The organism is Mesorhizobium carmichaelinearum (assembly GCF_900199455.1).
Classification (GTDB): domain Bacteria; phylum Pseudomonadota; class Alphaproteobacteria; order Rhizobiales; family Rhizobiaceae; genus Mesorhizobium; species Mesorhizobium carmichaelinearum.
In genome coordinates, this window is sequence record NZ_FZQR01000042.1 from 1 (window position 1) to 26,507 (window position 26,507).

Below are 26,507 nucleotides of genomic sequence, written 5' to 3' on the forward strand. Positions count from 1 at the left end.
AACCAGAATCGAGCGGCTCACGGTCAGCGCGACACCCCAGACGGTAAGGTCACCCGCGGATCCGTCGCCGCCGGCGCGGTCCCAGCTACCGCCGCCGCCGCCACCACCCACACCGACGAACTCGTAGCTTCCGCTGCTGGTCAGGATAAGCGAAGGGAGGCCACTCGCACCGGCATCCGGTGTCTTGCCCGAAATGTCGTTGCCGTCACCGTCGACCACCCTGCCGCCGCCGCCGCCGCCAAAGAAGGTTCCGCCGCCGCCGCCGCCACCCAAGAGACCGCCAAGGCCGCCGCCACCGCCGTTAGCTCCCGATCCATCCGGGTTGACTCCGGCAGCGCCACCGGGGACCACTAAGGCAGGGCTCGCGCCGCCAGCAGCGTGCCCGCCGTTACCGCCGGCACCGCCAAGCGCACCGCCGCCGCCAGCTCCAGCAGCCGTCGCACCACCACCTCCGACGCCACTGATGCCGCCACCAGTGCCGCCGGACGTTTGCGACCCAATGCCGCCGCCGCCGCCGCCGATTCCGCCGCCGCCGCCGTTGCCCCAGGTGCTAAAGCCTCCGTCACCGCCGCTGCCGACCAGCAGGTTGTCGGCTGCCGCTGGCAGCGTGGCCAGCAGCAGAGCCGCTACGGACGTTGTGGCAAGGAGAACTTTTGCACGGCCCGATCGACGAGCCGCGCCCGAAAATGTCACGCCAGACATGCCTTGCCCTCAAAAAAAGACCGTCGCGCGCCCTATCGGCACAACAACATCGGCCAGGTGCGCCGACTGCAACGACCCAAGGCGTGTCTCATCATGATTATGAAGGCTTTGAACGAGAATCCGTGCGCCACTTTCAGTAGAGAGCCCAGACATCTGAGAGAGCAAGAGCGGCATTCGCGCCGCGGGCTTTTCATCTTGGCTTGTTGCTTGCCGGCAACAGGATCATAGAAGTAACCGGCCAGATGAGCCAAGTAGTGCATAAAAAAGCGGCACAGTCTGCAAAAAATAGTGCCGTCGAGCTTCGGATTCATGCGCCGCGATCGCACTTGGAAAAACCTCGCCCAACTCCTTGAGTCTGGCAGCACGAACGCCATTGATTTCGGACGGCTCGGCCATTTCGATCAGCGCGCGCGACCGGAGACCATCACCTGGGCCGGTGCTGCCAGGCAAAACGCATTCGCCCGCGCATTAAGTTCATTTGACCGGCTTCGATTGAACGGTAGGTTTGAGAATAAGCCGCCGATTGCCGCATGGGATCGGTTCCCGTCCCATGCGTGCAGAGGCCACCTGTTGTGAGCATTTTCGACCGATTTTCCCTGGAGGGGCGTGTGGCCCTGATCACCGGCGGCGGACGCGGGCTCGGGTTCGAGATTGCGCGCGCCTTTGCCGAAGCCGGAGCCCATGTCGTGGTGAGCGGACGCACCGAAGCGACGCTCGACGGCGCCGTCGCCGCCATCACCGGAAATGGCGGCAGTGCGCAGGCTGCGGTCTTCGACGTCGCCGACATCGGGGCGGGCCGCGCGATGATCGCAGAGATCAGCAAGACCCGAGGCCGGCTCGACATCCTCGTCAACAATGTCGGCGCCCGCGACAGGCGGCCGCTTGCCGCCTTCAACGACGACGACATCCTTGACCTGATCAGGACGGATCTGTTGTCGGCGATCTCGCTGTCGCGCGATGCGGCGGAGATCATGAAGGCCCAGGGCCATGGCCGGCTGATCGCGGTGACCTCGATCGTCGGCGAGATGGCGCGGCCCGGCGACGCCATCTACCCCGCCGCCAAGCAGGGACTGACCGGCTTGATGCGCAGCATCGCCGTCGAATATGGCGCCCACGGCGTGACCAGCAACGCCATCGCACCGGGGATGTTCGCCACCGAGACCAATGCGGCGATGGCGGCAAACCCCGATCTGGTCGCCTTCGCCCGCCAGCGTGTTCCGCTGCAGCGCTGGGGGCGGCCGCAGGAGATCGCCGGCGCCGCGCTTTTCCTCGCTAGCGACGCGGCGTCTTTCGTCAATGGCCACGTCCTGACCGTCGATGGCGGCATGTCGATACAGATGTGACGCTTGCACGGCCAGGAATTTGGTGAGGGTTTTCAGACCGATCCGTCGGACCGATGTCCGGCAATCGCCTTCAGAAAAATCGCGCCGAACTCCTTGAGCTTCGCCCCTCCAACGCCATTCACTTCGGCAAAAGCGTCGAGGTCGCGCGGGCGGCGTTCGGCCATGTCGATCAGCGTGCGGTCGGAAAACACCACATAGGCCGGCACCTGGCGCTCTTTGGCGAGGCGCAGCCGCAGGGATTTGAGCGTGGCCAGCAGCGAAGCATCGACGCCTTCGGCACCCGAACCCTCGGCCGCTCGCATCTTGCGCAAGGCGCGGCTGCGCATCTCGACACGGTAGTGGAACGGCACCTCGCCGCGGCCAAGCGCATGGCCTTTTTCGGCGATGGCGAGGCCACCATGGCCGCTCGGATCCGGCTCCAGGAAACCGTTCGCGACGAGCTGCCGGATCAGCGACAGCCAAAGATCCTTCTTCTGCGCCGCGCCGCTGCCGAAGCAGGCGAGCTTCTGGTGACCGCGGGCCAAAATCTTCTCGGTCTCATGGCCGAGCAGGATGTCGATGACATGGGCGGCGCCGAAGCGCTCGCCGCTCTGCGCGACAGCTGCCAGGATGATGCGTGCCTCGGCAGCGCCATCGGCGCGCGGCACCTGGTCGACGCAGTTGTCGCAATTGCCGCAAGGCTCGGCTTCCTCGCCGAAATAGCCAAGCAGCACCTGGCGCCGGCACTGCGCCGTCTCGCAATAGCCGATCAGCGTATCGAGCCGGCGATGCGCGCGCTTCTTGTGCTCCACCGACGCGTCCTCGTCGTCGATGAACAGCCGTCGCATGCGGATGTCTCCAAGGCCGTAAAGCATATGCGCTTCGGCCTTGCGCCCGTCGCGGCCGGCACGGCCGATCTCCTGATAATAGGCCTCCAGGCTGCCCGGCATGTCGGTGTGGAAGACATAAGCGACATCAGGCTTGTCGATGCCCATGCCGAAGGCGATGGTCGCCACCATGACGACGCCGGACAGCGTCATGAAAGCGTTTTGATTGGCCTCGCGCGCCTCCTTGCTCATGCCGGCATGATAGGCGAGTGCGGTGACGCCGTTCTTCTCGAGGAAGGCCGCCATCTCTTCCGTCTTCTTGCGCGACAGGCAGTAGACGATGCCGCTCTTGCCCGGGTGACGCTCGATGAAACGCAGCAATTGCCGCTTGCTGTCCTGCTTGGATTCGATGGCCAGCTTGATGTTGGGCCGGTCGAACCCCAGCACCCGCGTTTCGACCCGCTCGGCGAACAGCCGTGCCTCGATGTCGCTGCGCGTGCTCTCATCCGCCGTCGCCGTCACCGCGATGATCGGCGCGTTGGGGAAGATGTGCCGCAACCGCGACAGGTCCTCGTACTCAGGCCGGAACGCCGGCCCCCATTGCGAGATGCAATGTGCCTCGTCGATGGCGATCAGGCTGATTTCGAGCCTGGAAAGCGCCTCGAGCATGCGCTCGGTCATCAGCCGCTCCGGCGCCAGATAGAGCAGGCGCGTCTGGCCCGATGCCACGCGGCGCCAGGCAGCAACATTGGCCTCGCGGTCGAGCGAGGAATTGATCGTATCGGCAGCCACTCCGGCCAGCCGCAAGGCGGCGACCTGATCCTGCATCAGCGCCACCAGCGGCGACACGACCAAAGTGAGCCCACCCAGCACCAGCGCCGGAACCTGGTAGCAGAGCGATTTGCCGGCACCTGTCGGCATGACGGCCAGCACATGGCGCCCGCCGAGCAGCGCGTCCATGACATCGGCCTGGCCGGGGCGGAAATCGTCGAAGCCGAACACGTCCTTCAGGACGCGCCGCTTGGAATCCTCGGCCCGAAGGCTCGCTGTCTGCGCCGACATCAGACGGACACCGGACGGGAAGCGATTTTTCGGGAATTGGAGAGGATGTGGGAAGCGATCAAGAGACTCTCCGCATGACGCCTTGGAGTAGCGCAGCTATCCTCGGAACACAACCGGAACAGGCGACGTGGCCAGACAATCTCAGGAGGGCCGCAATGGAATGCGAGGTTCGCGTTGCTCGCGAAAGCGACGCCGCAGATATCAGCGCGGTGATCCTGCAGGCTCTGCGGGAAAGCAATACAAGGGACTATGGGCCTGACATCATCCGGCGTGTGGAGCCAAGCTTCAGTCCGTCCGCCGTGCTGAAACTGATCGGCAAGCGCACAGTCTTTGTCGCCACTATAGCCGATAGGATCGTCGGAACCGCCAGCCTCGATGGAGAGGTGGTGAGAACCGTGTTCGTCGCTCCCCATGTTCAGGGGCGAGGTGTTGGCAGGCGACTGATGGCAGAGGTCGAGTTGGCCGCGCAAAAGAACGGGGTCAAATCGCTGACCGTCCCTTCATCCCTGACCGCCGAAGTCTTCTACTCCAGGCTAGGTTTCAAGGCGGTGCGCGACAGCTATCACGGCGAGGAACGCACCATCATCATGGAGCGCGCGCTGACTTAGGGTGTCATGGCACCTTCCCCTGCGACACCTACGCCCCCGCTGGATTCCTTCGCGCTGCGATGTAAGCTTGGGCCTACGAGCCAGGGAGGGCACGATGCTGCAGGTGAGACAGGACGTCCTCGGCGAACGATTCAAGCTGCAGCGCGCCGCCTTCGAGAAGCAGCCCTTTCCCGACCTGAGCGTCCGGAAAGACCGCCTGAAACGCTTGCTGGCCCTGACCGAGCGCCATGAGGCCGACATCTGCGCCGCGATCGACGCCGACTTCGGCGGCCGCTCGGCGCACGAGACGCGCCTCGCCGAAATGTTTGTCGTGCGCGCCGGCATCCGCCACACGCTGTCTCATCTGAAAGGCTGGATGCGCGAGCGCCGTATCGCCACCACCTTGCCGTTCCTGCCGGGCAAAAACCGCCTCCTGCCGCAGCCGCTTGGTGTCGTCGGCATCGTCTCGCCCTGGAATTATCCGTTCCAGCTTGCCGTCGCACCGGTCACGGCAGCGCTTGCCGCTGGCAACCGCGTGCTGGTCAAGCCTTCCGAACTGACACCAGCTTTTTCCGAGCTGCTCGCCAGACTGGCCAGCGAGCATTTCGCCCCGGATGAACTCAGCGTCATCACTGGCGATGCCGAGATGGGCAAGGCCTTTGTGTCGATGCCGTTCGATCATTTGCTGTTCACCGGCTCGACCGCGGTCGGCCGTCATGTCGCGATGGCCGCGGCCGCCAATCTGACCCCGGTCACGCTCGAACTCGGCGGCAAGTCGCCGGCGATTTTCGACCCCTCCTGCGATCTCGATGCGGCAACAGCCAGCATCGCCTATGGCAAGCTGCTCAATGCCGGGCAGACCTGTATTGCGCCGGACTATCTGCTGGTGCCCAAGGGACAGGCCGGCACGGTCGCAGCCAAGCTTGCAACCGCGGTGGCGCGGCTCTACCCCACCTTGCGCGACAACCCGGACTATACCGCCATCATCAGCGACCGCCACTTTCAGCGCCTGCGCGCCATGATCGCGGAAGCCCGCGATGCTGGCGCCGACGTCACCGAAATCAACCCGGCCGGCGAAGACCTTGGAGCCACGAGCCGCAAGCTTCTGCCGACCCTGGTCAGCAACGCCGGCCCGGACCTGCGGTTGATGCGCGAGGAGATTTTCGGCCCGGTGCTGCCGATCGTCGAATACGCCACCGTCGATGAGGCGATCAGCCATGTGAATCAGGCCGACCGGCCGCTGGCGCTGTACTGGTTTGGCAACGACAGCACCAACCGCCAGCGCATCCTGCGCGAGACCGTCGCCGGCGGCGTCACCATCAACGACTGCATGCTGCATCTGGTGCAGGAGAACCAGCCCTTCGGCGGCGTCGGCGCAAGCGGCATGGGCGCCTATCACGGCGAATGGGGGTTCCGCACCTTCAGCAAGGAGAAGCCGGTTTTCCTGCAGTCGCGCTTGAGCGCCGGCGCCCTGCTGCGCCCGCCCTATGGCAAGACGTTCGAGCGGCTTTTCGGCCTGCTTCAACGGATCACCTGAGCGACGTCCCCGCCTCAACGTCGGAATGACGAGACGGTGCGGCGGCGATACCAGTTGGTATCGCTCATTATGTCACGTCTGACGCATATTCCCTCTGGATTCAGCCGGGATTTGCTGTCTTCTTGCATTCTTTCCGAAGCTGGCTCCCTTCTCGACGCCATACCCTAACGGATCCGCATGGCCATGGATTTGCCCGCGCCGCTGCTGATTTTCTACGTCCGCAACGACGGGGACGGATTGCTGAGGATACCGGCCTTGCGGGCGGCAAGAACGGCCTTTTCGCGAAGCCATATCGTCTATGGCTGCCAGGGCAGGTCTTCGCTCACGGGCATGTTGCGCAAGCATGCCGCTCCCCTCGTCGACGACTTCAGGATGAAGCCGCTTTCCGACATTCTCGCTGAATTCGCAGAGCCGCGCAGACAGAAGACGGTCGTCGACTTCCGCACGGGTGTCCCCGGACTGATGGTGACCGGCTTGCAGCTTCTCGGCCGCGGTGTTCACTACGAGCCCAATTTTGCCGGCTATCTCCTGTCACTGCGTTGGGGCACCAGATGGACCTTGCGGCCCGAACACAATGCCTGGCGCTACCACCGGCTGATCGAGCGCCTCGCCGGCCGGCACCTGCCATTCGACCACAGGCTCGATGTCCCGCCGGCCGCCCGGACCCTGGCGCGCCGGCTGCGCGGTGCCGGTGACCGTCCGCTGGTCCTGCTTGGCGGCAACGCCAGGGGCGACAAATTCATGAGCGAGGCCCAGATATCCGCCATATCAGGCAATCTCATCGATGCCGGCTATCGGGTACTCTATCTGGTGACACCCGGCGACGGACCGACGCCGCAGGCCCTTGTCGCCAGGGAGAGCCGTCTTTCGGTGGTCGGTCCGGAGCTTGGGCTCGATGTCGAGGCGTTCGGCGACCTCCTGCTGGCGCTCGGCGAGATGGCCGCCGCCTATGTCGGCATGGAAGGCGGCCTGGGTCACCTGTTCGCCACGGTCATGACGCCGACGGTGATCGTCAACAACGGCGCCAATCTGGAGCGGTGGCGGCCGCTATCGAACACCGTCGAGGTGGTGACGGCGCCGAAACGCGGACGAACGGCTTACGTCTCGGACACGCCGGTCGAGGCCATTCTCGAGGCGACGCATCGCTTGCTTGCCGCCGGCCGTCGCGACCATGCCGGCGCTCGTGCATTAAGTTTATATTCACCATGATCCGGCAGGTTTCCGGTCCTGCGGTGATGTTTTGAGTACCGCGGCGCGTCAGCGCCCAGGCAACAAACCCGCGCCATCTCTGAGGGCGCGGGTTTTTCATTTCGAAAGAGAGCACGAAGTCGGCCGGGGTTGCCCTCAGGCGAGGAAATCAGCCCGGTGCGGCGTAAAACTGTCGACCAGCCGCCCCGCTTCCAGCGCCTTGACGCTATGCACCAGACCGGACGGCACGATGAAGCTGCCACCCGTTTCGAGGATTTCGGTCTGGCCGCCGATGGTCACCTCGAAGCGGCCTTCGGCGACATAGCTCGACTGGACATGCGGGTGGGAATGCAGGGCGCCGACACCGCCCTTGTCGAAGCCGAATTCGACCAGCATCAACTCATCGGTGGAGAGGAGAACGCGTCGCCTGTTGCCGTCCGGCGTCGGCGTCCAAGCACCCTCGTCGGCATGCGCGAAGATCTTCGTCATCGTCATCTCCTCATCGCGGACGCATGCGTCAGAGCCGATAGGCTTTCTTCGCCAGCGTATAGGCCAATTCCCCCACCAGCTCATGCGCCTCGTCTTCACGCAGCCGGTGTTCGGCGACGAGCCGCGCGAGGAAGGCGCAGTCGACCCGTCGCGCCACATCGTGACGCGCCGGGATCGAGGGAAAGGCGCGCGTGTCGTCGTTGAAGCCGACAGTGTTGTAGAAGCCGGCCGTCTCCGTCGTCATCTCGCGGAAGCGGCGCATGCCTTCCGGACTGTCGTGGAACCACCAGGCCGGCCCGAGCTTCAGCGCCGGGTAAACACCGGCCAGCGGCGCCAGCTCGCGCGCGTAGCTGCTCTCGTCGAGCGTGAAGAGGATGACGGTCAGGTCACGTTCCAGTCCGACGCAATCGAGCAGCGGCTTCAGCGCCGTCACATAGTCGGTCCGGGTCGGGATATCGAAGCCCTTGTCGCGGCCGAACTTTCGGAAAACGTCAGGCGAATGGTTGCGCCACGAGCCGGGATGGATCTGCAGCACCAGCCCGTCATCCCGGCTCATCTTGGCCATCTCGGTCAGCATCTGGGCGCGGAACAGTTTGCGCTCGCGCTCGTCCTCCGAGCCGCCGCGGATGCGGTTGAACAGCTCCTGCGCCGCCGCGTCGGAAAGGTTGGCGGTCTCGGCCGTCGGATGGCCGTGGTCGGACGAGGTCGCGCCAAAACTCTTGAAGAAGGCGCGGCGCTGGCGATGCGCGTCGAGATAGCCGGTCCAGCTGCCGGTGTCGCAGCCGGTGATCTCGCCGAGCCGGTCGAGATTGGCCGAAAACCCCTCGAAATCGGGATCGACAACCGCGTCCGGCCGATAGGCGGTGACGACGCGGCCCTCCCAGCCACTGTCGCGGATCATCTTATGCCATTTGAGATCGTCGAGCGCGCCTTCGGTCGTCGCGATCACCTCGATGTTGAAGCGCTCGAACAAGGCGCGGGGACGGAAATTCTCCCACTGCAGCACCGTCGCGATCGTGTCGTAATGGCGGTCGGCCGTCGCGGCATTCAGCGGCTCTTCGATGCCGAAAAGATGCGCCAGCACATGATCGAGCCACAGCCGGGTCGGCGTGCCGCGAAACAGGTAATAGTGCTCGGCAAAGCGCCGCCAGATCGTCCTGCCGTCGGTCTCCACCGGAGCGCCGTCCAGGCTCGCCACGCCGAGATCTTCCAGCCGCACGCCCTGGCTGAACAGCATGCGGAAGATGTAGTGATCGGGCACGATGAGCAGTTGCGCCGGATCCGGGAACGGCTCGTTCAGCGCATACCAGCGCGGATCGGTGTGACCATGCGGGCTGACGATGGGCAGGTTCTTGACGCCGGCGTAGAGGTCGCGGGCAAGCGAGCGCGGATGCGCTTCGGAGGGAAACAGCAGGTCCGGATCGGTCAGCGCGACCATGGGAAAGCGGCTCCTTCCAGTGTGGATACCGGTACGTTCGGGCCAAGGCGAAGTCAATGTGTGCTGGCAAAGCGGCATCCTTGCGGCAGGCGCAAACAGGTGTTACGCCGCCTGTCATCCAAAGTCCCTAGTCCCGGTATGGTGATGACCAGAAGCCATCTGTCCGACGCCACGCTACAGAAGCTGCCCGCCGGGACCAAAATTCCCGCATATGATCGCGGCAAGGTTGCCCCCGGCATCGTGCATCTCGGCGTCGGCGCCTTCCATCGCGCCCATCAGGCCGCCTATGTCGACGAGTGCTTGGCGGCGGGCGAGACGGAGTGGGGCATCATCGGCGTCTCCTTGCGCAGCCCCGACACGCGCGATGCGCTGTCGCCGCAGGACGGGCTCTACACGCTGGCGATCCGCAGCAGTGGTGAGGAGGAGCTGCGCGTCATCGGCTCGATTCAGTCGATGCTTGTCGCGCCGGAAGACCCGGGCGCCGTGCTGGCCGCGCTGACCGATCCGCGCGCCCGCATCGTCACGCTGACCATCACCGAAAAGGCCTATCTCAGGGCCGCGGGCGGCGGGCTGGACACCGCTCATCCCGACATCATCCACGATCTGGCAAATCCGCATATACCGAAGACCGCGCATGGTTTTCTCGCCGAGGCGCTTGCCCGGAGACTGGCCGCCCGCACACCGCCCTTCACCGTGCTGTGCTGCGATAACCTGCCCGCCAATGGCGCCACCTTGCATCGGCTGCTGACCGAATTCGCCGCGTTGCGCGATGCCAGCCTCGCCACGGCGGACGGTACCGCAATCGCCGACCATATCGCAAACCAGGTCGCCTTTCCCTCGAGCATGGTCGACCGCATCGTGCCGGCAACCACGGACGTCGATCGGGCACGCGTCGCCGGCGAACTCGGCGTCGACGATGCCTGGCCTGTGATGACCGAGCCCTTCCGCCAATGGGTGGTCGAAGACAATTTTCCGGCCGGCCGGCCGGCCTGGGAAAAGTTCGGCGTCACCATGGTTGGGGATGTCGGTCCCTTCGAGGACATGAAGCTCAGGCTCCTCAACGGCGCGCATTCAGGCATCGCCTATCTCGGCCTGCTCAGCGGCCACGACACCGTGGACCGCGCTTTCGCCGATCCGGCGATCCGGCAATTTGTCGACGGGCTGTGGGCCGAGGCCATCCCGACATTGCCGGAGGATGCCGGGCTCGATACATCAACCTACACAGCCGAGCTTGCCGAGCGCTTTTCAAACACCGCGCTTGCCCATCGCACCGCGCAGATCGCCAACGACGGCAGCCAGAAACTGCCGCAGCGCATCATCGCGTCCGCCATCGAGTGCCTCGAAGCCGGTACCGAGTTCGTATATCTCACGCTGGTGGTGGCGGCCTGGATCGCTGCCTGCGCCGCGCGTGGAAACACCTTGCCCGAAAACCATTTCACCGATCCGCTCGACGCAGCGTTGACGGCGCTTTTGGAACAGCAGCTACCGGCGAACGAAACCGTGACGGCGGTGTTCGACCTGGCCGGTTTCGCGAAGGATCACGCCGAACGCCAGACGCTGATCGAACTCACGGCGGTGCATCTGGTGCACCTGCGGCGGGACGGCCCGACACTGGCCTTCGCTGCGTTGGGCATCTAAAACAAAAAAGCGAGGCAAGGCCCCGCTTTTTATCAAGTCACTCGATGCGGACCTCAGGCCGGCAGAAGCGCGCCTTCCAGCGTGGTGAGCTGGCTAAGGAACTGTTCCGCCTTGCTGCGCGCCTGGTCGTCCTTGGCGTCGGCGGCGTCTTCCCTAGCTTCCTGGATGCGGCGGGCGAGATCGGCCCGGTCGACATCCTTCACGGCGACAGCCGATTCCGCCAGCAGCGTGCAGCCGGCCGGAACGATGTCGGCGAAGCCACCGAACACGACATAGCGTTCTTCGCCGCCCGACGCGGTCTTCACCGTTACGACACCCGGCTTGATGGTGGTCATGACCGGCGCGTGATGCGCCATCACGGTCATCTCGCCTTCGGCGCCCGGAATGACGACGGACTCGACCTGCTCGGAAACCAGCAGGCGCTCCGGCGAGACCAGTTCGAATTTGAAAGCTTCAGCCATGTCAATTTAGTGAGTAGGGAATAGTGAGTAGGAAGTAGGGAAAGAGGACAATTGCCCAATTACCCAGCTGCTACTCACTACTGACTACTGACTACTCCCTATTCCCTTGATTATGCCGCTTCAGCCGCCAGGCGCTGTGCCTTCTCGACCGCTTCCTCGATGCCGCCGACCATATAGAAGGCGGCTTCCGGCAGGTGATCGTAGTCGCCGTTGCAGAGGCCCTTGAAGCCCTTGATGGTGTCGGCGAGATCGACCAACTTGCCAGGCGCGCCGGTGAACACTTCGGCGACGAAGAACGGCTGCGACAGGAAGCGCTCGATCTTGCGGGCGCGGGCCACGGTCTGCTTGTCCTCTTCCGACAGCTCGTCCATGCCAAGGATGGCGATGATGTCCTGCAGCGACTTGTAGCGCTGGAGGATCGACTGCACCTGGCGGGCGACAGCATAGTGCTCGTCGCCGACAACCAGCGGGTCGAGCATGCGCGAGGTCGAATCCAGCGGATCGACGGCCGGATAGATGCCCTTCTCGGCGATGGCGCGGTTCAGCGTCGTCGTCGCGTCAAGGTGGGCAAACGAGGTCGCCGGCGCCGGATCGGTCAAGTCGTCGGCCGGCACGTAAATGGCCTGCACCGAAGTGATCGAGCCCTTGGTGGTGGTGGTGATGCGTTCCTGCAGCGCGCCCATGTCGGTGGCGAGCGTCGGCTGATAGCCGACGGCCGACGGGATACGGCCGAGCAGAGCCGACACTTCCGAACCCGCCTGCGTGAAGCGGAAGATGTTGTCGACGAAGAACAGCACGTCCTGGCCCTGGTCGCGGAAATACTCGGCAACCGTCAAGCCGGTCAGGCCGACGCGGGCGCGCGCGCCCGGCGGCTCGTTCATCTGGCCGTACACGAGAGCCGCCTTGGACCCTTCGCCGCCGCCCTTCTTGTTGACGCCGGATTCGATGAACTCGTGATAGAGATCGTTGCCTTCGCGGGTGCGCTCGCCGACGCCGGCGAACACCGAATAGCCGCCATGCGCTTTGGCGATGTTGTTGATCAGTTCCTGGATCAGCACCGTCTTGCCGACGCCGGCGCCGCCGAACAGGCCGATCTTGCCGCCCTTGGCGTAAGGTGCCAGCAGGTCGAGCACCTTGATGCCGGTGATCAGGATCTGCGCTTCCGTCGACTGCTCGACATAGGCCGGAGCCGGCTGGTGGATCGAGCGCATCTCGGTCGCATCGACCGGGCCTTCTTCGTCGACCGGCTCGCCGATGACATTGATGATGCGGCCGAGCATGCCCGGGCCGACCGGCACGGAGATCGGGCCGCCGGTGTCGCGCACTTCCTGGCCGCGCACCAAGCCTTCAGTGGAGTCCATGGCGATGCAGCGCACGGTGTTCTCGCCGAGATGCTGGGCAACTTCGAGCACGAGGCGGTTGCCGACATTCGTGGTCTCGATCGCATTCAGGATCGGCGGCAGGTGATCGCCGAACTGCACGTCGACGACGGCGCCGATGACCTGGCGGACCTTGCCGACGACCCCGGTTGCCTTGGTGGCAACGGCCGAGGTCTTGGCCGCGGCGACCTTGGCGGGCGCTGCCGCCGTCTTGGCTGGAGCTGCCTTAGCGGCTGCTGCTGGAGCCTTGGCCGCCTTCGCGGGGGCTGCGGTCTTCGCGGCTGCGGCCTTGGGGGCTGCCGTCTTGGGGGTCGCTGCTTTCGCCATCGTCTTTACCCTTTTCGTCCTTTGTTTCTTACGCGGTCCGGTCGCGGGCAGATTGACCCGCGAACCGCGTCTAGAGCGCCTCGGCGCCCGAAATGATTTCGATCAGTTCCTTGGTGATCTGCGCCTGCCGCTGGCGGTTGTAGGTGATCGACAGCTTGTTGATCATCTCGCCGGCGTTGCGCGTCGCATTGTCCATGGCGCTCATCTTGGCGCCCATCTCGCCGGCCGCGTTTTCGAGCAGCGCCCGGAAAACCTGCACGGAGATGTTGCGCGGGATGAGGTCGGAGAGGATTTCACCCGGCTCCGGCTCGTACTCGTAGACGGCATTGCCACCATCCACCGCCTCGGCGGGAGCAGAAGCGACGCCAGCCGGAATGATCTGCTGCGCGGTCGGAACCTGGCTGATCACCGACTTGAACTGCGAATAGAACAGCGTGCAGACGTCGAAGGCACCCTCATTGAAGAGGTGGATGACCTTCTTGGCGATCGCGTCGGCATTGACGAAGCCGAGCGTCTTGACCTCGCGCAGGTCGATACGATCGAGGATCATCGCTGCATAGTCGCGGCGCAGTATGTCGAAACCCTTCTTGCCGACGCAGATGATCTTGACCTGCTTGCCATCGGCCAGAAGCCGGCGAATATGGTCGCGGGCGTGACGGGCGATCTGCGAATTGAAGCCGCCGCACAGGCCGCGCTCGGCGGTGCAGACGACGAGCAGATGCACGTCGTCCTTGCCGGTTCCGGTCATCAGCGCCGGGGCATCGCCGCCGCCGCCGATCGCCTGGGTGATGTTGGCCAGCACGGAACCCATGCGCTCCGAATAGGGGCGCGCCGCTTCCGCGGCCTCTTGCGCACGGCGCAGCTTCGCCGCGGCGACCATCTGCATCGCCTTGGTGATCTTCTGCGTCGCCTTGACCGAGGCGATACGGTTACGAAGGTCTTTTAATGAAGGCATGCTTCAAACCTGATCCCGTCTTGTCTCATCCGGACTGGCGCTTCGCTCAGGCGAAGGTCTTGGCGAAAGCGTCGATCTCGGCCTTCAGCTTGGCGCGCAGATCGTCCGACAGCGCCTTTTCCTTGCGGATGGCGTCGAGAACGTCCTTGCCGGCCGCACGCATGTGGCTGAGCAGGCCATGCTCGAACTTGCCGACCTGGTTGACCGGCAGCTTGTCGAGATAGCCATTGACGCCGGCGAAGATCACCGCGACCTGCTCTTCCGTCTTCAGCGGCGAGAACTGCGGCTGCTTCAAGAGTTCGGTCAGGCGCGATCCGCGGTTGAGCAGGCGCTGCGTGGCGGCGTCGAGGTCCGAGCCGAACTGCGCGAAGGCCGCCATTTCGCGGTACTGCGCGAGCTCGCCCTTGATCGAGCCGGCAACCTGCTTCATCGCCTTGATCTGCGCGGCCGAGCCGACGCGGCTGACCGACAGACCGACGTTCACCGCAGGACGGATGCCCTGGAAGAACAAATTGGTTTCGAGGAAGATCTGGCCGTCGGTGATCGAGATCACGTTGGTCGGGATATAGGCCGACACGTCGTTGGCCTGCGTCTCGATGACCGGCAGCGCGGTCAGCGATCCGCCGCCCAAATCGTCATTGAGCTTGGCGGCGCGCTCAAGCAGACGCGAGTGCAAGTAGAAAACGTCGCCCGGATAGGCTTCGCGGCCCGGCGGGCGGCGCAAAAGCAGCGACATCTGGCGGTAGGCGACGGCCTGCTTCGACAGATCGTCGTAGCTGATCAGCGCGTGCATGCCGTTGTCGCGGAAATATTCGCCCATGGTGGCGCCGGCGAACGGCGCCAGGAACTGCATCGGCGCCGGATCGGAAGCGGTGGCGGCGACGATGATCGAATATTCGAGCGCGCCGCGCTCTTCCAGCACCTTGACGAACTGCGCGACGGTCGAGCGCTTCTGGCCGACGGCGACGTAGACGCAGTAGAGCTTTTCCTTCTCGGGGCCGTTGTCGTGCACCGACTTCTGGTTGAGCATCGTGTCGAGGATGATGGCGGTCTTGCCGGTCTGACGGTCGCCGATCACCAGTTCGCGCTGGCCGCGGCCGACCGGGATCAGCGCATCGATGGCTTTCAGGCCGGTCGACATCGGCTCGTTCACCGATTTGCGCGGAATGATACCGGGCGCCTTGACGTCGACGCGCTTGCGTTCGATCGCCTTGATCGGGCCCTTGCCGTCGATCGGATTGCCGAGCGCGTCGACGACGCGGCCGAGCAGGCCGGGACCAACCGGAACGTCGACGATGGCGCCGGTCCGCTTGACGATGTCGCCTTCCTTGATGTCGCGGTCGGCGCCGAAGATGACGACGCCGACATTGTCGGCTTCGAGGTTGAGCGCCATGCCGCGGATGCCGCCGGGGAATTCGACCATCTCGCCGGCCTGGACATTGTCGAGGCCGTAGACGCGGGCGATACCGTCACCGACGGACAGCACCTGTCCAACTTCGGAGACCTCGGCCTCCTTGCCGAAATTCTTGATCTGGTCTTTCAGAATTGCGGAAATTTCCGCGGCGCGGATGTCCATCAGCCGACCTCTTTCAGTGCAAGCTTGAGCGAATTGAGTTTGGTTTTGAGCGACGTATCGATCTGGCGCGAGCCCATCTTGACCACCAGCCCGCCGAGCAGCGACGGATCGACGGTGACGGAGATGGCCACGTCCTTGCCGGCAACGCTTTTCAGCGCCGCCTTGAGTTCGGTCTGCTGGGCGTCGGTCAACTCGTGAGCCGACGTCACCTCGGCAGATGTCTCGCCTCGAGCTTCGGCAGCGATCTGGCGGAACGCCTTGATCATGCCGGGAATGGCGAACAGCCGGCGGTTCTGGGCGACGACACGCAGGAAATTACCGGCCAGACCGGTGATCCCGGCCTTGTCGGCGATCGCCGCGATAGCCTTGGCCTGGTCCTCGCTGGAGAACACCGGGCTGTTGATCAGCCGGGTCAGGTCGGCGCTGCCCGCGAGCATCGCCTCGAAACTGTTGAGGTCGGCCTCGACCTTGGCCACGGAATTTGCCTGCGATGCAAGTTCGAACAGCGAACCCGCATAGCGTTCTGCGACACCTGAGATTGGCGATGACGATTGAGCCACGGACCGTCTTTTCTCTTGTCTGACAGGCCGCAGATTGTTGGCGCGAGCAAAAACTCTGGCTAAATCTTTGACCTTACTGCATTTTTTCAAGCACGGAGGCGCGGCTTCCGCTATCCCCGGCCGAAAGTCGATTGCCGTCTAGCACAGGCATTTTAAGACCGCAATGCGTCGTTCCGCATGCTTTTCAGGCACTATTGTCGCATCCGGCGAAAGACTCGCGCCCAATGCGCCGGAATACCCTTGGATTCAGGGCACAAAGCCGAAGGCAAAGGCGAGCGGCAATGCCGCCAAAGCCAATTCCACCACAATGGAAACCCAATTGAAAGGTGTGTTGGCGCCATCCGACATCATCGACAGCAGCCGACCGAAGGCGGTGAACAGCCAGGAGAAGCCGAGCGCCATGTAAACCAATGGCTGTGCCAGCAGGATGCAGCACAGGCCGACGCCGAGATAAAAGCCCGACATCCTGCCGCGCCCCTCGGCGATCGCCGCCGCTTTCTCCGGCTTGGCCTGCAAGCGCAGGATGCGGAAGGCCAGGTTAGGCGCCAGGAAGAACAAAAGGCCGAGCAGCACGGTGAAGACGGCGCTCGACCAGGCCAGCCATTCGCCCTGGCTCGTCGGCCACGGAAGCGCAAAGTCCATTGTGTCTCGACCCCCTCACAAGAATTGCGGATGCATTGAATGTCACCCGTGGCGGAAGTCAAGCGCGCAGCCGGCACGCCGAGGTTTCGCCAAGGCCTCCCAGGAAATGCCCGCCTGGGAAGCACCGGCCCCGCGGCCGATATGGCTGTTGCGCAAGAAAATCCACGCACGCTCGTATGCCGGATACAATTTGTTCGACAGTATAGACTGCGCGCCTTGCCGCAACGTAGGTCCAGTATTATGGTCGCTATGTTTATTTCGTCGACTGCTTGTTCATTTTAGCAATTGCACATGTTTCACGATCACTTGTGAAATCTGCGCGGACGGAGTGCGGCAGGCAGGATCTCGAATGCGGAGACGATCATGCCGAATCTCGGTCGAGCGTTGAATCTGGCCCGTATCTGGATCGCTGCGGCCGCCCTTGCCGGGATCACGCAAGACGCGCGCGCCGACTGCATCGCGGAACGGCCGACAGCCTTGGTTCCCGCCGACCCACTGGTCTGCCACCAACTCGAAGCCACGATCAAGAAACCCTCGACGCTATCCCTCGGAGACTACGAGAACAAGCTCAATCAATATCTCGGCAGCTACTGCTACCGCGACGAGGCCGCCGGATGGGTGCACGACAAATTCGTGCGCCAGGCCGGACCGCGCATCGCAACCCTGGTCAACGGCGCCTGGCAGGGCAAGGATTTCGGAACCCATGCGCCTGTTATGATCTGGTATTCGCCCGAAATGGCGGACTGGCTTCGCAAGAACCGCTCGGCCGAGGGCGAGGTCGGTCATCCGCCGCCGGTACCCGACGGCGCCATCATGGTGAAGGAGATGTTCTCGGAGCCGGCATCCGATTGCCGGACGGTCGATCCCGTCAAGCTTTTTCCAACCAGCGGCGCTGCGATCATGATCCGCGATGCCAGCGCCTCTTACGACGGCTGGTTCTGGGGCTGGTACGGCTTTGGCAGCCAGAGCGGCTGGACTCCGGATTGGCCGGCCTTGCCGGCCGACAACAATAGCCTGCCCAACATGGGCTTCGCCCAATATTGCATGAACTGTCATGCCTCGGCCGCCGACAATCTGACTTTCGCATCGCCCAAGAATATCGCCGGCGAGCCAGGCAAGCCGCTCAACTATCTCGCACAGGATTTCTTCGACGGCCCGCCGGCTCCGACTTTGCACCAGACCGTCGTTTTGCCGGTCAATGCCAGCCCGCGCCTTGGTCAACCGCTCTACAGTCCGAACGCCGACGTGATCGCCGCACTGCAGGCCTACGTCCGCGAGATGCCGACCTACGACACCGTCTCGCGAATGCCCTCAGAGACCTACGACAACACCTGGGTCGGGGCCAAGGGCCCCGATGCATCGGACACTTTCCTGACCTCCAGCCAGTGCCTCGGCTGTCATGATGCCGGCAGCACCGGGTTGCAGTTCGACATGACCCAGCCGAACCCGCATGGTGTCGGCCTGATCAACCTGTCTCCGCTGGCGACCTGGCGAACCTCCCCGATGGGACTGGGCGGCCGCGATCCGATATTTTTTGCGCAGCTGGCCAGTGAAACACAGAGCTTTCACCCGAAAATGTCAGGCGTGGTGCAGGACGTCTGTCTCGGCTGCCACGGCATCGCCGGAGAGCGGCAGTTTCATATCGACGACAAGGCGCGCACGGGCAAATGCGAACCGTTCTCGCGCGCAATGGTCGATGCGACGCCATGGCCGGCCGACAATCCGAGTGCCGCGCACGCCAATTACGGCATGCTTGCCCGCGACGGCATCACCTGCACGTCGTGTCACCGCATGGTGTTCGACACCAAGGTCAGCGAGCCGCTCGGTGATCAGCCGCAGAACGCTTGCGTCGACGAGCGTCAGGCGCTGCTCAATCCGCACGCAACCGGTTTTGCCAAGACCTTCACCGGCAGCTTCATGGTCGGTTCGCCCGATACGCTGATCGGGCCCTTCGAGAAACCGGAGGTCGGGCCGATGGATACCGCGCTCGGCATCAAACCGGTTCACGACGCCACGATCATGAGTTCCGAGGTTTGCGGGACCTGCCACACGGTTCATCTGCCGGTTCTGCAAGGCACCAACACGCTGGCGCATATCTATGAGCAGACGACCTATCCGGAATGGGCGTTCAGCGCCTATCGAACCGGCAGCACCCCGGACGGGCCGCTTCCGCTCGGCCCCGGCGCCACGCCGCGCAGCTGCCAGGGCTGCCACATGCCGTCGACGGAAAAGGACGGATCGCCGACGACGAGCAAGATCGCCAGCATCCAGGAGAATCTCAATTTCCCGCAGACGGAATCCAGCAACGCGCCGGACCTTCTGGCTCGCGAGGGCTTTGCCCGCCACACTCTGGTTGGCCTCAATGTCTTCCTGGTCAAGATGGCACAGCAGTTTCCCGATGTCTTCGGCATCAGGACACGCGATCCGATGATGGGCAACAAGGCCGTCGATCCGCTCGTCCTCACCGAGCAGGCGATGCTCGACCAGGCCTCGCAGGCAACCGCCACCGTCGCCGTCAGCAACCTTGCCCTGACCGCCAACACGCTCGAAGCCAAGGTTACGGTGAAGAACCTTGCCGGTCACAAATTTCCCTCCGGCGTCGGTTTCCGGCGCGCGTTTCTGACCTTCAGCGTGTTCGACCAGAACGGCGAGCCGCTCTGGGTCTCCGGCCGCACCAACGCCGCTGGCGTCATCGTCGGCGCCGACGGCAAGCCGCTCGATGGCGAACTTTGGTGGAAAGACGATTGTTCCGGCCGCGTGCACCCTGGCGAACGGCCGCATCAGCCGCACTACCAGAAGATCACGCGCCAGGATCAGGTCCAGATCTATCAGGAGCTGGTCTCCACCCCGCCGGCCAATACGCCCAATCCGGTCTGCAATGCCCATTCGAAGCCGGAAGGCGAACTGACCACCAGCTTCCTGTCGATCTGCACGGAGGTGAAGGACAACCGCATATTGCCTTCGGGCTTCCTGCCACTCTCGGACCGGCTGGAAATCGCCAAGGCCCTGGGCGCGGATGAAGAGCTCGCCGTCGATGTCGGCACAACTGCCGTCGAGGACGACCCCGACTATGTCGAGGGCGGCAGCGACACGCTGAACTACTCGATCCCGCTTGCCGATCTGCCGAAGGGCGCACGCCCTGCCAGCATCGAGGCGGATCTCTACTACCAGGCGACGCCGCCATCCTATCTGCAGGACCGGTTCTGCACCGCCAAAGGCCCCGACACCGATCGCCTGTACTTTCTCACCGGCCATCTCAACCTGGCCGGCACGGAAGCGGACGGATGGAAGCTGAAAGTGGTCGGCAGCGGAACAGTCGCCGTAGCGGCCCCGCCCTGATACGCTTTCCCTTGAATGCTTCAGGGCAGCATGAATTCCACCGCCGCCTCGGCATGGATGCGTGTCGTGTCGAAGACCGGAATGTCGAAATCGCCCTGGCCGATGAGCATGGTGATCTCGGTGCAGCCCATGATGATGCTGTCGGCGGCCTCTTCACGGCGCAGGCGTTCGGCCTCTTCTATGTAAGCCGTCTTCGAAGTCTCGGTGACGAGGCCCTGGCAGAGTTCGTCATAGATGACACGATGCACCATGTCGCGCCCGGCGGCATCGGGCACCACGGGCGAGAGGCCGTATTTGTCGGCGAGCCGGCCCTTGTAGAAATCCTGCTCCATGGTGAAGCGCGTCGCCAGCAGCGCCGGGCGCTGCATGCCGGCGCGCTTGATCGCCGCCGCCGTGGCGTCGGCGATATGGATAAGCGGGATCGACACCGAGGCCTGCACCTGGTCGGCCAGTTTGTGCATGGTGTTGGTGCACAGAACCAGCCCTTCGGCGCCACCCACCTCGAGCTTGCGCGCCGCTTCGACCAGAAGCACGCCGGCACCGTCCCAATCACCATGATGCTGCCGCTCGGCGATCTCGGCAAAGTCGAACGACCAGAGCAGCAGTTTGGCCGAATGCAGCCCGCCAAGGCGCTCGCGCACGATCTCGTTGAGCAGGCGGTAGTAGATGGCGGTTGATTCCCAGCTCATGCCGCCGAGCAGGCCAAGGGTTTTCATATGATCTTCCGTTTCTCGCTGCAGGCAGCACATCGTTGAATGCGCGACCTTATAAAAAGCTCTGCGGGTCGATGTCGACTTGCACCCGGACCGAGCCGCGCTGCTTGGGTCCGTTGGCCAGCATGGCGCGGATAAAGCCTTGCATGTCGGCGCGCCGTTCGCCCTGGATCAGCAGGCGGAAGCGGTGGCGGCCGCCGAGCAGCGACAGCGGTGCCTCGGCTGGCCCCAGCACGAACAGGTCTGACGCCTCGGGCGCGGCGCGGCGCAGGCCCCGTGCATGGCCTTCGGCTTCGGCGCGCGTCACCGCGCTGACGATGACGCCGGCCAGCCGGCCGAAGGGCGGCAGTGCCGCCCGCTCCCGCTCGGCGATCTCGCGCTCGTAAAAAGCCTCGGCGTCGCCGGAGACGATCGCCCGCATCACCGGATGGTCGGGCTGGAAGGTCTGCAGCAAGCCGAGGCTCTTCTTGCCGGTGCGGCCGGCGCGGCCGGTCACCTGGCTGAGCAACTGGAAGGTGCGCTCGGCGGCGCGCGGATCGCCATTGGCAAGGCCGAGGTCGGCATCGACGACGCCGACCAGCGTCATGTTGGGAAAATTGTGCCCCTTGGCGACGAGCTGCGTGCCGATGACGATGTCGGCCTCGCCATCGGCGATGGCCTCCAGTTCCAGCCGCAGCCGCCGCACCCCGCCCATCAGATCGGACGACAAGACGATGGTGCGCGCATCGGGAAAATGCGTGACGACCTCCTCGGCGATGCGCTCGACGCCCGGCCCGCAGGCGACCAGATGATCGAGCGTGCCGCATTCCGGGCAGGCTTCGGGGCGGCGCTCATTGTGCCCGCAATGATGACAGACCAGTTGGCCGCGGAAGCGATGCTCGACCAGCCAGGCCGAGCAGACCGGGCAGCCAAAACGGTGGCCGCAGACGCGGCACAGCGTCAGCGGCGCATAGCCGCGCCGGTTGAGGAACAAGAGCGACTGCTCCTTCTTCTCCAACGTCTTGCGCATATGGTCGATCAACACCGGCGACAGGAAGCCGCCACGCGCCGGTGGCGCGCGTCGCATGTCGATCGACTTCAGCTGCGGAAGTGCGGCCTCGGCGAAGCGGGCGGAGAGAATGGCTCTGTTGTATTTACCTTGGCTCGCATTGACCCGGCTTTCGACCGAAGGCGTCGCCGACGCCAGCACCACCGGAAAGCCGCCAATATGGCCGCGCACCACCGCCATATCGCGGGCGTTATAGAAGACACGGTCTTCCTGCTTGTAGGCGGGGTCATGCTCTTCATCGACGACGATCAGCCCAAGCTCCTTGAACGGCAGGAACAGGGCCGAGCGGGCGCCGGCAACGACGCGCACCGTGCCTTCCGCCACCTGCCGCCAGACTTTTTCGCGCATCCTCGGCGGCAGGTCGGAATGCCATTCGCCCGGCTTGGCGCCAAAACGCTGCTGGAAACGTTCGAGGAAAGCGTGGGTCAGCGCGATTTCCGGCAAAAGAATCAGCACTTGCTTGCCCTGGTCGAGTGCCGCCGCCACCGCCTCGAAATAGACCTCCGTCTTGCCCGAACCGGTGACGCCATCGAGCAGCGCGACATTGAAGACGCCGGCCGCGACATTGGCGCGCAGCATGGATGCGGCCTCGCTTTGGTCCGGCATCAGTTCCGGCACGGCGTAGCTCGAGTCAGGTGCGGCGACCACCGGTCGCGGCGGGATCATCACCGTCTCGAACACCCCTTGCGCCTTGAGCCCCTCGATCACCGTCGACGACACGCCGGCCGCATGGGCGAGACCGGAACGTGTCCAGGCGAGGCCGCCCTCCGCCGTTTCCAGCACGCGCGCCCGCGCATCCGTCATCCGGTCGGGAACGATAAGCGTGCGCTGCAGCCCCTCGATCCAGGGCTCCGGGTCGAAGGCCTCCGGCGCTCTGAGCAGCATGCGCGCCACCATGCCCGGCGCCGACAGCGTGTACTGCGCCACCCAGTCAACGAAACGGCGCATCGAACGGTCGATCGGCGGACAGTCGAAGACCTGTTCGATCGGGCGCAGTTTTTTTGCGTCGATATTCTCGACCACGCCATCCCAGACGATGCCGGCGACCTGGCGCGGCCCGAGCGGCACGCGCACGATCGATCCCGGCACCACGCGCATGCCGGCCGGCACGGCATAGGTGTAAGGGCGTTCGGCAGGCATCGGCACCAGCACCGGCGCGGCTGCGACAAAGGGCGAATCTTCGATCATGAGGCGTGACCTTGCCCTGACTTTGGTCTAGATCAAAGGCCGACCCCGAATGTGCATGGCATGCACATAAGAATCTTCAGGAGACCCGTCATGAAATTTTTTGTCGACACCGCCGACATCAAGGATATCCGTGAACTCAACGATCTGGGACTGCTCGACGGCGTCACCACCAACCCGTCGCTGATTCTCAAATCCGGCGGTAAGATCGCCGACGTCACCAAGCAGATCTGCGATATCGTCGCCGGCCCGGTCTCGGCGGAAGTCGTGGCGACCGAGTACAAGGACATGATGGCGGAGGCCGAGGTGCTGGCCAAGATCGCGCCCAATGTCTGCATCAAGGTGCCGCTGACGCTGGATGGCCTGAAGGCCTGCAAGACGATCCGCACCCAGATGAACCGCATGGTCAACGTCACGCTGTGCTTCTCGGCCAACCAGGCGCTGCTCGCCGCCAAGGCCGGCGCCTCGTTCATCTCGCCCTTCGTCGGCCGCATCGATGACACCGGCTCGGACGGCATGGAGCTGATCCAGGAGATCCGGCAGATTTACGACAATTACGATTACCAGACCGAGATCCTGACCGCTTCGGTGCGCACGGTGAACCACGTCAAGCAGGCAGCCCTCATCGGCGCCGATGTCATCACCGCGCCGCCGGCAACGCTGAAGGCGCTGGTCAAGCACCCGCTGACCGACAGGGGCCTGGAACAGTTCCTCGCCGACTGGGCCAAGACCGGCCAGAAGATCGGCTGAGATCGCGCTTCCCTCAAATAAAAAAGGCCGGGCGACCGGCCTTTTTTATTGTTCGGAAGAAATCGGATCGCCGAAAGGGCGGCCGATCAATCGGTGCCCTCGTCTTCAGGCGCGGCTGCCTGCGGGCGCCGCCCCATGATGATCTCGCGCTTGCCGACATGGTTGGGCGCGCCGACCAGGCCTTCCTTCTCCATGCGTTCGACCAGGGAAGCGGCGCGGTTGTAGCCGATGCCGAGGCGGCGCTGGATATAGGACGTCGAACACTTCTTGTCGCGCACCACCACCTTGACCGCTTCGTCATAGCTGGAATCGCCGTCCTCGGCCGCGACCGATCCCTTGTCGAAGACCGCGCCCTGGTCGTCGTCGACCTCTTCCTCATCCTCGTCGGCGGTCACCGTTTCCAGATATTCCGGGCGGCCCTGTGCCTTCAGATGCGCCACGACATGCTCGACCTCCGCGTCGGAAACGAAGGGGCCGTGCACGCGCGAAATCCGGCCGCCCCCCATCATGTGCAGCATGTCGCCCTGGCCGAGCAACTGTTCGGCGCCCTGTTCGCCCAGGATGGTGCGGCTGTCGATCTTGGAGGTGACCTGGAAGGAGATGCGGGTCGGGAAGTTGGCCTTGATCGTGCCGGTGATGACATCGACCGAGGGACGCTGCGTCGCCATGATCAGATGGATGCCGGCCGCACGTGCCATCTGCGCCAGGCGCTGGATGGCGCCTTCGATCTCCTTGCCGGCGACCATCATCAGGTCGGCCATCTCGTCGACAATGACGACGATATAGGGCATCGGCGCCAGGTCGATTTCCTGCTGCTCGAACAGCGGCTCGCCGGTGCCCTTTTCGAAGCCCGCCTGCACCGTCATGACGACCGCCTCGCCCTTGTCGCGGGCTTGGGCGGCGCGCTCATTGTAGCCGTCGATGTTGCGCACGCCGAGCCGCGCCATCTTGCGATAGCGGTCCTCCATCTCGCGCACCGCCCATTTGAGCGCGGTGACCGCCTTCTTGGGATCGGTGACGACGGGCGTCAGAAGATGCGGAATGCCGTCATAGACCGAGAGTTCGAGCATCTTGGGATCGACCATGATCAGCCGGCATTCTTCCGGCTTCAGCCGGTAGAGCAGCGACAGGATCATGGTGTTGATGGCGACCGACTTGCCGGAACCGGTGGTGCCGGCGACGAGCAGATGCGGCATCTTCGCCAGTTCGGCGATGACAGGCTCGCCGCCGATCGTCTTGCCGAGGCAAAGCGCCAGCTTGCAACTGGTCTTGCGGAAGCCTTGCGATTCGATCAGTTCGCGGAAATAGACCGTCTCGCGCGTCTCGTTCGGAAGCTCGATGCCGATGACGTTGCGGCCAGGCACGACGGCGACGCGCGCCGAGATCGCCGACATGGAGCGGGCGATATCATCGGCGAGACCGATGACGCGGGACGATTTGACGCCCGGCGCCGGCTCGAACTCATAGAGGGTGACGACCGGACCGGGCCGAACGTGGATGATCTCGCCGCGCACGCCGAAATCCTCGAGCACGCTTTCCAGAAGATCGGCATTCTGCTCGAGCCGCTCCTGCGACATGTAGAAGCCCTGCCCTTCCGGCGGCTGCTGCAGCAGCTCTTCCGAGGGAAGTTCGTACGCCTCGCCCGTCGTGGCCGGCACGATCTTGCCGGCCTTGGGCAGTGGCGCTGACACGCGCACGGCCGGAGCCTGCACGGCCTCCTCTTGCGCGACCGGCGCCGGAGCGGCACTGACCGCGACGGCGGGAGCTGCAACCGCCATTTGGGCCCGTCGCGGTGCACTGCTCGCCACCGGCTGGACCACGGCTTCGTTCGAGTTGGCCGGACGGACTTCCGGCGGGGCAGACGGAGCCTGCTGGCCTGGAAGGCAGTCGATGACACGGAACAACGCGGTCGGATCGGCCATGGACGCGGCGCGGACGTCGACCCGTGGCGAGACAACCGGCGCTGGTCGACGCGGAGTTGGGACCGCCCGAGGCGCCGGCAACGGGCTCTCGATCATGTAAGGCGCCATGAGCTCGAAGAAGACGTGATTCGACAGATAGGGCCAGCGCACGGTTTCGCGGCCTGGTGTTTTGACCGGCGCAGCCATTCTCTGGGCGGGCGTCGCCGGTGCGGATGCACTTGGCGTCATTGCTGTCCTTGGGCCTGCCGGCGCAACGGCCCGCGCCTTTTCGCCGGCATGCCTCGGCGGAACGGGCGCCACGCCCGGCTGCCTTTCCTGCATCGCAACCCTGTTGCCGGCAGCAGGCCGGGCGGCTTCGGAAGCAGGGTTCCGGCTTTTCATCGGCGAGGATGAGACGGCGGGTGGTGCCACAGCCGCGGACTGTGCAATTGCCGGCGGCGCCAGTGGTTCATTTTGCTCGGCGGCAATCTGGTCGCGTTCCGGACGGCGCGTATTGGCCTCATAATCCGGCGTGCGTGTAAACCGCACATTGGGCGCCAGGAAGAAATACTCCTGCCAGGCAGGGCTTTCATTGCCGCCGAGATCAACAGGTGGCGGGAGATTGCTGGCCTTGGCCGCGCCGGGCTGCTGGCCGTTGAAACTCTTTCCCTCGGGGTCATCGGGCGAAGCGGACTTCAATGAATTGACCCGAGGAAAACGCTTGGATTCCATTCTCAAGACTCACTCTGAAACGTCTGCTGAGACATAGGGAGCGAGTGGTTAACAGTTGCTTCCCGTCGGCCCCTTTGGAGCGACCGAAACGCATCTTTCGTAGCGATGTGTGGAGATCCGGATTCGAGCAGCCGATCGTCATTCGGCGA

Annotated in this window: 19 protein-coding genes and 1 pseudogene; 7 read left to right on the forward strand and 13 right to left on the reverse strand. The window is 64.3% G+C overall.

Annotated features, from left to right (window positions below; translation table 11 throughout):
* A pseudogene (locus CKW40_RS38105) lies at positions 1 to 702 on the reverse strand (hypothetical protein); the annotation flags it as partial.
* Positions 703 to 1,274: 572 nt separating this feature from the next.
* On the opposite strand from CKW40_RS38105, the gene CKW40_RS38110 reads away from it, so the two are divergent.
* On the forward strand, positions 1,275 to 2,045 hold the full coding sequence (locus CKW40_RS38110; RefSeq protein WP_095204811.1) for an SDR family oxidoreductase: 771 nt from the start codon (positions 1,275 to 1,277) through the stop codon (positions 2,043 to 2,045).
* A 32-nt stretch (positions 2,046 to 2,077) separates the two neighbouring features.
* On the opposite strand, the gene recQ is transcribed toward CKW40_RS38110, so the two are convergent.
* Positions 2,078 to 3,913: a DNA helicase RecQ gene (gene recQ, locus CKW40_RS38115; RefSeq protein WP_095204812.1), complete on the reverse strand. Its 1,836-nt coding sequence runs from the start codon at positions 3,911 to 3,913 to the stop codon at positions 2,078 to 2,080.
* A 155-nt stretch (positions 3,914 to 4,068) separates the two neighbouring features.
* On the opposite strand from recQ, the gene CKW40_RS38120 reads away from it, so the two are divergent.
* From CKW40_RS38120 to CKW40_RS38130, 3 genes are all read left to right on the forward strand, one after another.
* Positions 4,069 to 4,521, forward strand: a complete 453-nt coding sequence (locus tag CKW40_RS38120; protein WP_095204838.1) for a GNAT family N-acetyltransferase — start codon at positions 4,069 to 4,071, stop codon at positions 4,519 to 4,521.
* A gap of 94 nt (positions 4,522 to 4,615) precedes the next feature.
* Positions 4,616 to 6,037 carry a coniferyl aldehyde dehydrogenase gene (locus CKW40_RS38125; RefSeq protein ID WP_095204813.1) on the forward strand — a complete coding sequence of 474 codons (1,422 nt, stop codon included), beginning with the start codon at positions 4,616 to 4,618 and terminating at the stop codon, positions 6,035 to 6,037.
* 183 nt (positions 6,038 to 6,220) lie between these two features.
* The gene (locus CKW40_RS38130; protein WP_143748467.1) at positions 6,221 to 7,246 is read left to right on the forward strand and encodes a glycosyltransferase family 9 protein; all 1,026 of its coding nucleotides are present in this window, start codon (positions 6,221 to 6,223) and stop codon (positions 7,244 to 7,246) included.
* Between the two features lie 135 nt (positions 7,247 to 7,381).
* On the opposite strand, the gene CKW40_RS38135 is transcribed toward CKW40_RS38130, so the two are convergent.
* Together CKW40_RS38135 and uxaC are read right to left on the reverse strand one after the other, a co-directional pair.
* The gene (locus CKW40_RS38135) at positions 7,382 to 7,720 is read right to left on the reverse strand and encodes a cupin domain-containing protein (RefSeq protein WP_095204815.1); all 339 of its coding nucleotides are present in this window, start codon (positions 7,718 to 7,720) and stop codon (positions 7,382 to 7,384) included.
* A gap of 22 nt (positions 7,721 to 7,742) precedes the next feature.
* Positions 7,743 to 9,152, reverse strand: coding sequence for a glucuronate isomerase (gene uxaC, locus CKW40_RS38140; protein ID WP_095204816.1), 1,410 nt, complete (start codon positions 9,150 to 9,152; stop codon positions 7,743 to 7,745).
* A gap of 138 nt (positions 9,153 to 9,290) precedes the next feature.
* Here uxaC and CKW40_RS38145 point away from each other — a divergent pair, with 138 nt between their 5' ends.
* Positions 9,291 to 10,790 (forward strand): mannitol dehydrogenase family protein, encoded by a 1,500-nt coding sequence (locus tag CKW40_RS38145; RefSeq protein WP_095204817.1) that lies wholly within the window; start codon positions 9,291 to 9,293, stop codon positions 10,788 to 10,790.
* Between the two features lie 53 nt (positions 10,791 to 10,843).
* Here the strand turns inward: CKW40_RS38145 and CKW40_RS38150 are convergent, their stop codons facing one another.
* From CKW40_RS38150 to CKW40_RS38175, 6 genes are all read right to left on the reverse strand, one after another.
* The gene (locus tag CKW40_RS38150; protein ID WP_095204818.1) at positions 10,844 to 11,251 is read right to left on the reverse strand and encodes a F0F1 ATP synthase subunit epsilon; all 408 of its coding nucleotides are present in this window, start codon (positions 11,249 to 11,251) and stop codon (positions 10,844 to 10,846) included.
* A 110-nt stretch (positions 11,252 to 11,361) separates the two neighbouring features.
* A complete protein-coding gene (atpD, locus tag CKW40_RS38155) occupies positions 11,362 to 12,957 on the reverse strand; it encodes a F0F1 ATP synthase subunit beta (protein ID WP_095204819.1) in 1,596 nt (531 codons plus the stop codon).
* Between the two features lie 70 nt (positions 12,958 to 13,027).
* Positions 13,028 to 13,912, reverse strand: coding sequence for a F0F1 ATP synthase subunit gamma (locus tag CKW40_RS38160; RefSeq protein WP_095204820.1), 885 nt, complete (start codon positions 13,910 to 13,912; stop codon positions 13,028 to 13,030).
* Positions 13,913 to 13,958: 46 nt separating this feature from the next.
* Complete coding sequence (gene atpA, locus CKW40_RS38165) at positions 13,959 to 15,488, reverse strand: F0F1 ATP synthase subunit alpha (RefSeq protein ID WP_095204821.1); 1,530 nt, start codon at positions 15,486 to 15,488, stop codon at positions 13,959 to 13,961.
* Positions 15,488 to 16,048, reverse strand: coding sequence for a F0F1 ATP synthase subunit delta (locus tag CKW40_RS38170; protein ID WP_095204822.1), 561 nt, complete (start codon positions 16,046 to 16,048; stop codon positions 15,488 to 15,490). Before CKW40_RS38170 ends, atpA begins: the two co-directional genes overlap by 1 nt.
* A 246-nt stretch (positions 16,049 to 16,294) precedes the next feature.
* The gene (locus tag CKW40_RS38175) at positions 16,295 to 16,690 is read right to left on the reverse strand and encodes an AGROH133_08824 family phage infection protein (protein ID WP_095204823.1); all 396 of its coding nucleotides are present in this window, start codon (positions 16,688 to 16,690) and stop codon (positions 16,295 to 16,297) included.
* A 363-nt stretch (positions 16,691 to 17,053) separates the two neighbouring features.
* On the opposite strand from CKW40_RS38175, the gene CKW40_RS38180 reads away from it, so the two are divergent.
* A complete protein-coding gene (locus CKW40_RS38180) occupies positions 17,054 to 20,029 on the forward strand; it encodes a hypothetical protein (protein ID WP_198421183.1) in 2,976 nt (991 codons plus the stop codon).
* Positions 20,030 to 20,049: 20 nt separating this feature from the next.
* On the opposite strand, the gene CKW40_RS38185 is transcribed toward CKW40_RS38180, so the two are convergent.
* The gene (locus tag CKW40_RS38185) at positions 20,050 to 20,745 is read right to left on the reverse strand and encodes an aspartate/glutamate racemase family protein (protein ID WP_095204824.1); all 696 of its coding nucleotides are present in this window, start codon (positions 20,743 to 20,745) and stop codon (positions 20,050 to 20,052) included.
* A gap of 49 nt (positions 20,746 to 20,794) precedes the next feature.
* The gene (locus CKW40_RS38190) at positions 20,795 to 22,978 is read right to left on the reverse strand and encodes a primosomal protein N' (protein ID WP_095204825.1); all 2,184 of its coding nucleotides are present in this window, start codon (positions 22,976 to 22,978) and stop codon (positions 20,795 to 20,797) included.
* A gap of 90 nt (positions 22,979 to 23,068) precedes the next feature.
* On the opposite strand from CKW40_RS38190, the gene fsa reads away from it, so the two are divergent.
* Positions 23,069 to 23,725, forward strand: coding sequence for a fructose-6-phosphate aldolase (gene fsa / locus CKW40_RS38195; RefSeq protein WP_095204826.1), 657 nt, complete (start codon positions 23,069 to 23,071; stop codon positions 23,723 to 23,725).
* 86 nt (positions 23,726 to 23,811) lie between these two features.
* Here the strand turns inward: fsa and CKW40_RS38200 are convergent, their stop codons facing one another.
* A complete protein-coding gene (locus tag CKW40_RS38200; RefSeq protein ID WP_095204827.1) occupies positions 23,812 to 26,358 on the reverse strand; it encodes a DNA translocase FtsK in 2,547 nt (848 codons plus the stop codon).
* Positions 26,359 to 26,507: the final 149 nt, after the last annotated feature.

Bases quoted from the DNA above. Each gene is read 5' to 3' on its own strand.
- recQ (WP_095204812.1), bottom strand. From the start codon at position 3,913: ATGTCGGCGCAGACAGCGAGCCTTCGGGCCGAGGATTCCAAGCGGCGC.
- CKW40_RS38120 (WP_095204838.1), top strand. From the start codon at position 4,069: ATGGAATGCGAGGTTCGCGTTGCTCGCGAAAGCGACGCCGCAGATATC.
- CKW40_RS38125 (WP_095204813.1), top strand. From the start codon at position 4,616: ATGCTGCAGGTGAGACAGGACGTCCTCGGCGAACGATTCAAGCTGCAG.
- CKW40_RS38130 (WP_143748467.1), top strand. From the start codon at position 6,221: ATGGATTTGCCCGCGCCGCTGCTGATTTTCTACGTCCGCAACGACGGG.
- CKW40_RS38135 (WP_095204815.1), bottom strand. From the start codon at position 7,720: ATGACGATGACGAAGATCTTCGCGCATGCCGACGAGGGTGCTTGGACG.
- uxaC (WP_095204816.1), bottom strand. From the start codon at position 9,152: ATGGTCGCGCTGACCGATCCGGACCTGCTGTTTCCCTCCGAAGCGCAT.
- CKW40_RS38145 (WP_095204817.1), top strand. From the start codon at position 9,291: ATGGTGATGACCAGAAGCCATCTGTCCGACGCCACGCTACAGAAGCTG.
- CKW40_RS38150 (WP_095204818.1), bottom strand. From the start codon at position 11,251: ATGGCTGAAGCTTTCAAATTCGAACTGGTCTCGCCGGAGCGCCTGCTG.
- atpD (WP_095204819.1), bottom strand. From the start codon at position 12,957: ATGGCGAAAGCAGCGACCCCCAAGACGGCAGCCCCCAAGGCCGCAGCC.
- CKW40_RS38160 (WP_095204820.1), bottom strand. From the start codon at position 13,912: ATGCCTTCATTAAAAGACCTTCGTAACCGTATCGCCTCGGTCAAGGCG.
- atpA (WP_095204821.1), bottom strand. From the start codon at position 15,488: ATGGACATCCGCGCCGCGGAAATTTCCGCAATTCTGAAAGACCAGATC.
- CKW40_RS38175 (WP_095204823.1), bottom strand. From the start codon at position 16,690: ATGGACTTTGCGCTTCCGTGGCCGACGAGCCAGGGCGAATGGCTGGCC.
- CKW40_RS38180 (WP_198421183.1), top strand. From the start codon at position 17,054: ATGCCGAATCTCGGTCGAGCGTTGAATCTGGCCCGTATCTGGATCGCT.
- CKW40_RS38185 (WP_095204824.1), bottom strand. From the start codon at position 20,745: ATGAAAACCCTTGGCCTGCTCGGCGGCATGAGCTGGGAATCAACCGCC.
- CKW40_RS38190 (WP_095204825.1), bottom strand. From the start codon at position 22,978: ATGATCGAAGATTCGCCCTTTGTCGCAGCCGCGCCGGTGCTGGTGCCG.
- fsa (WP_095204826.1), top strand. From the start codon at position 23,069: ATGAAATTTTTTGTCGACACCGCCGACATCAAGGATATCCGTGAACTC.
- CKW40_RS38200 (WP_095204827.1), bottom strand. From the start codon at position 26,358: ATGGAATCCAAGCGTTTTCCTCGGGTCAATTCATTGAAGTCCGCTTCG.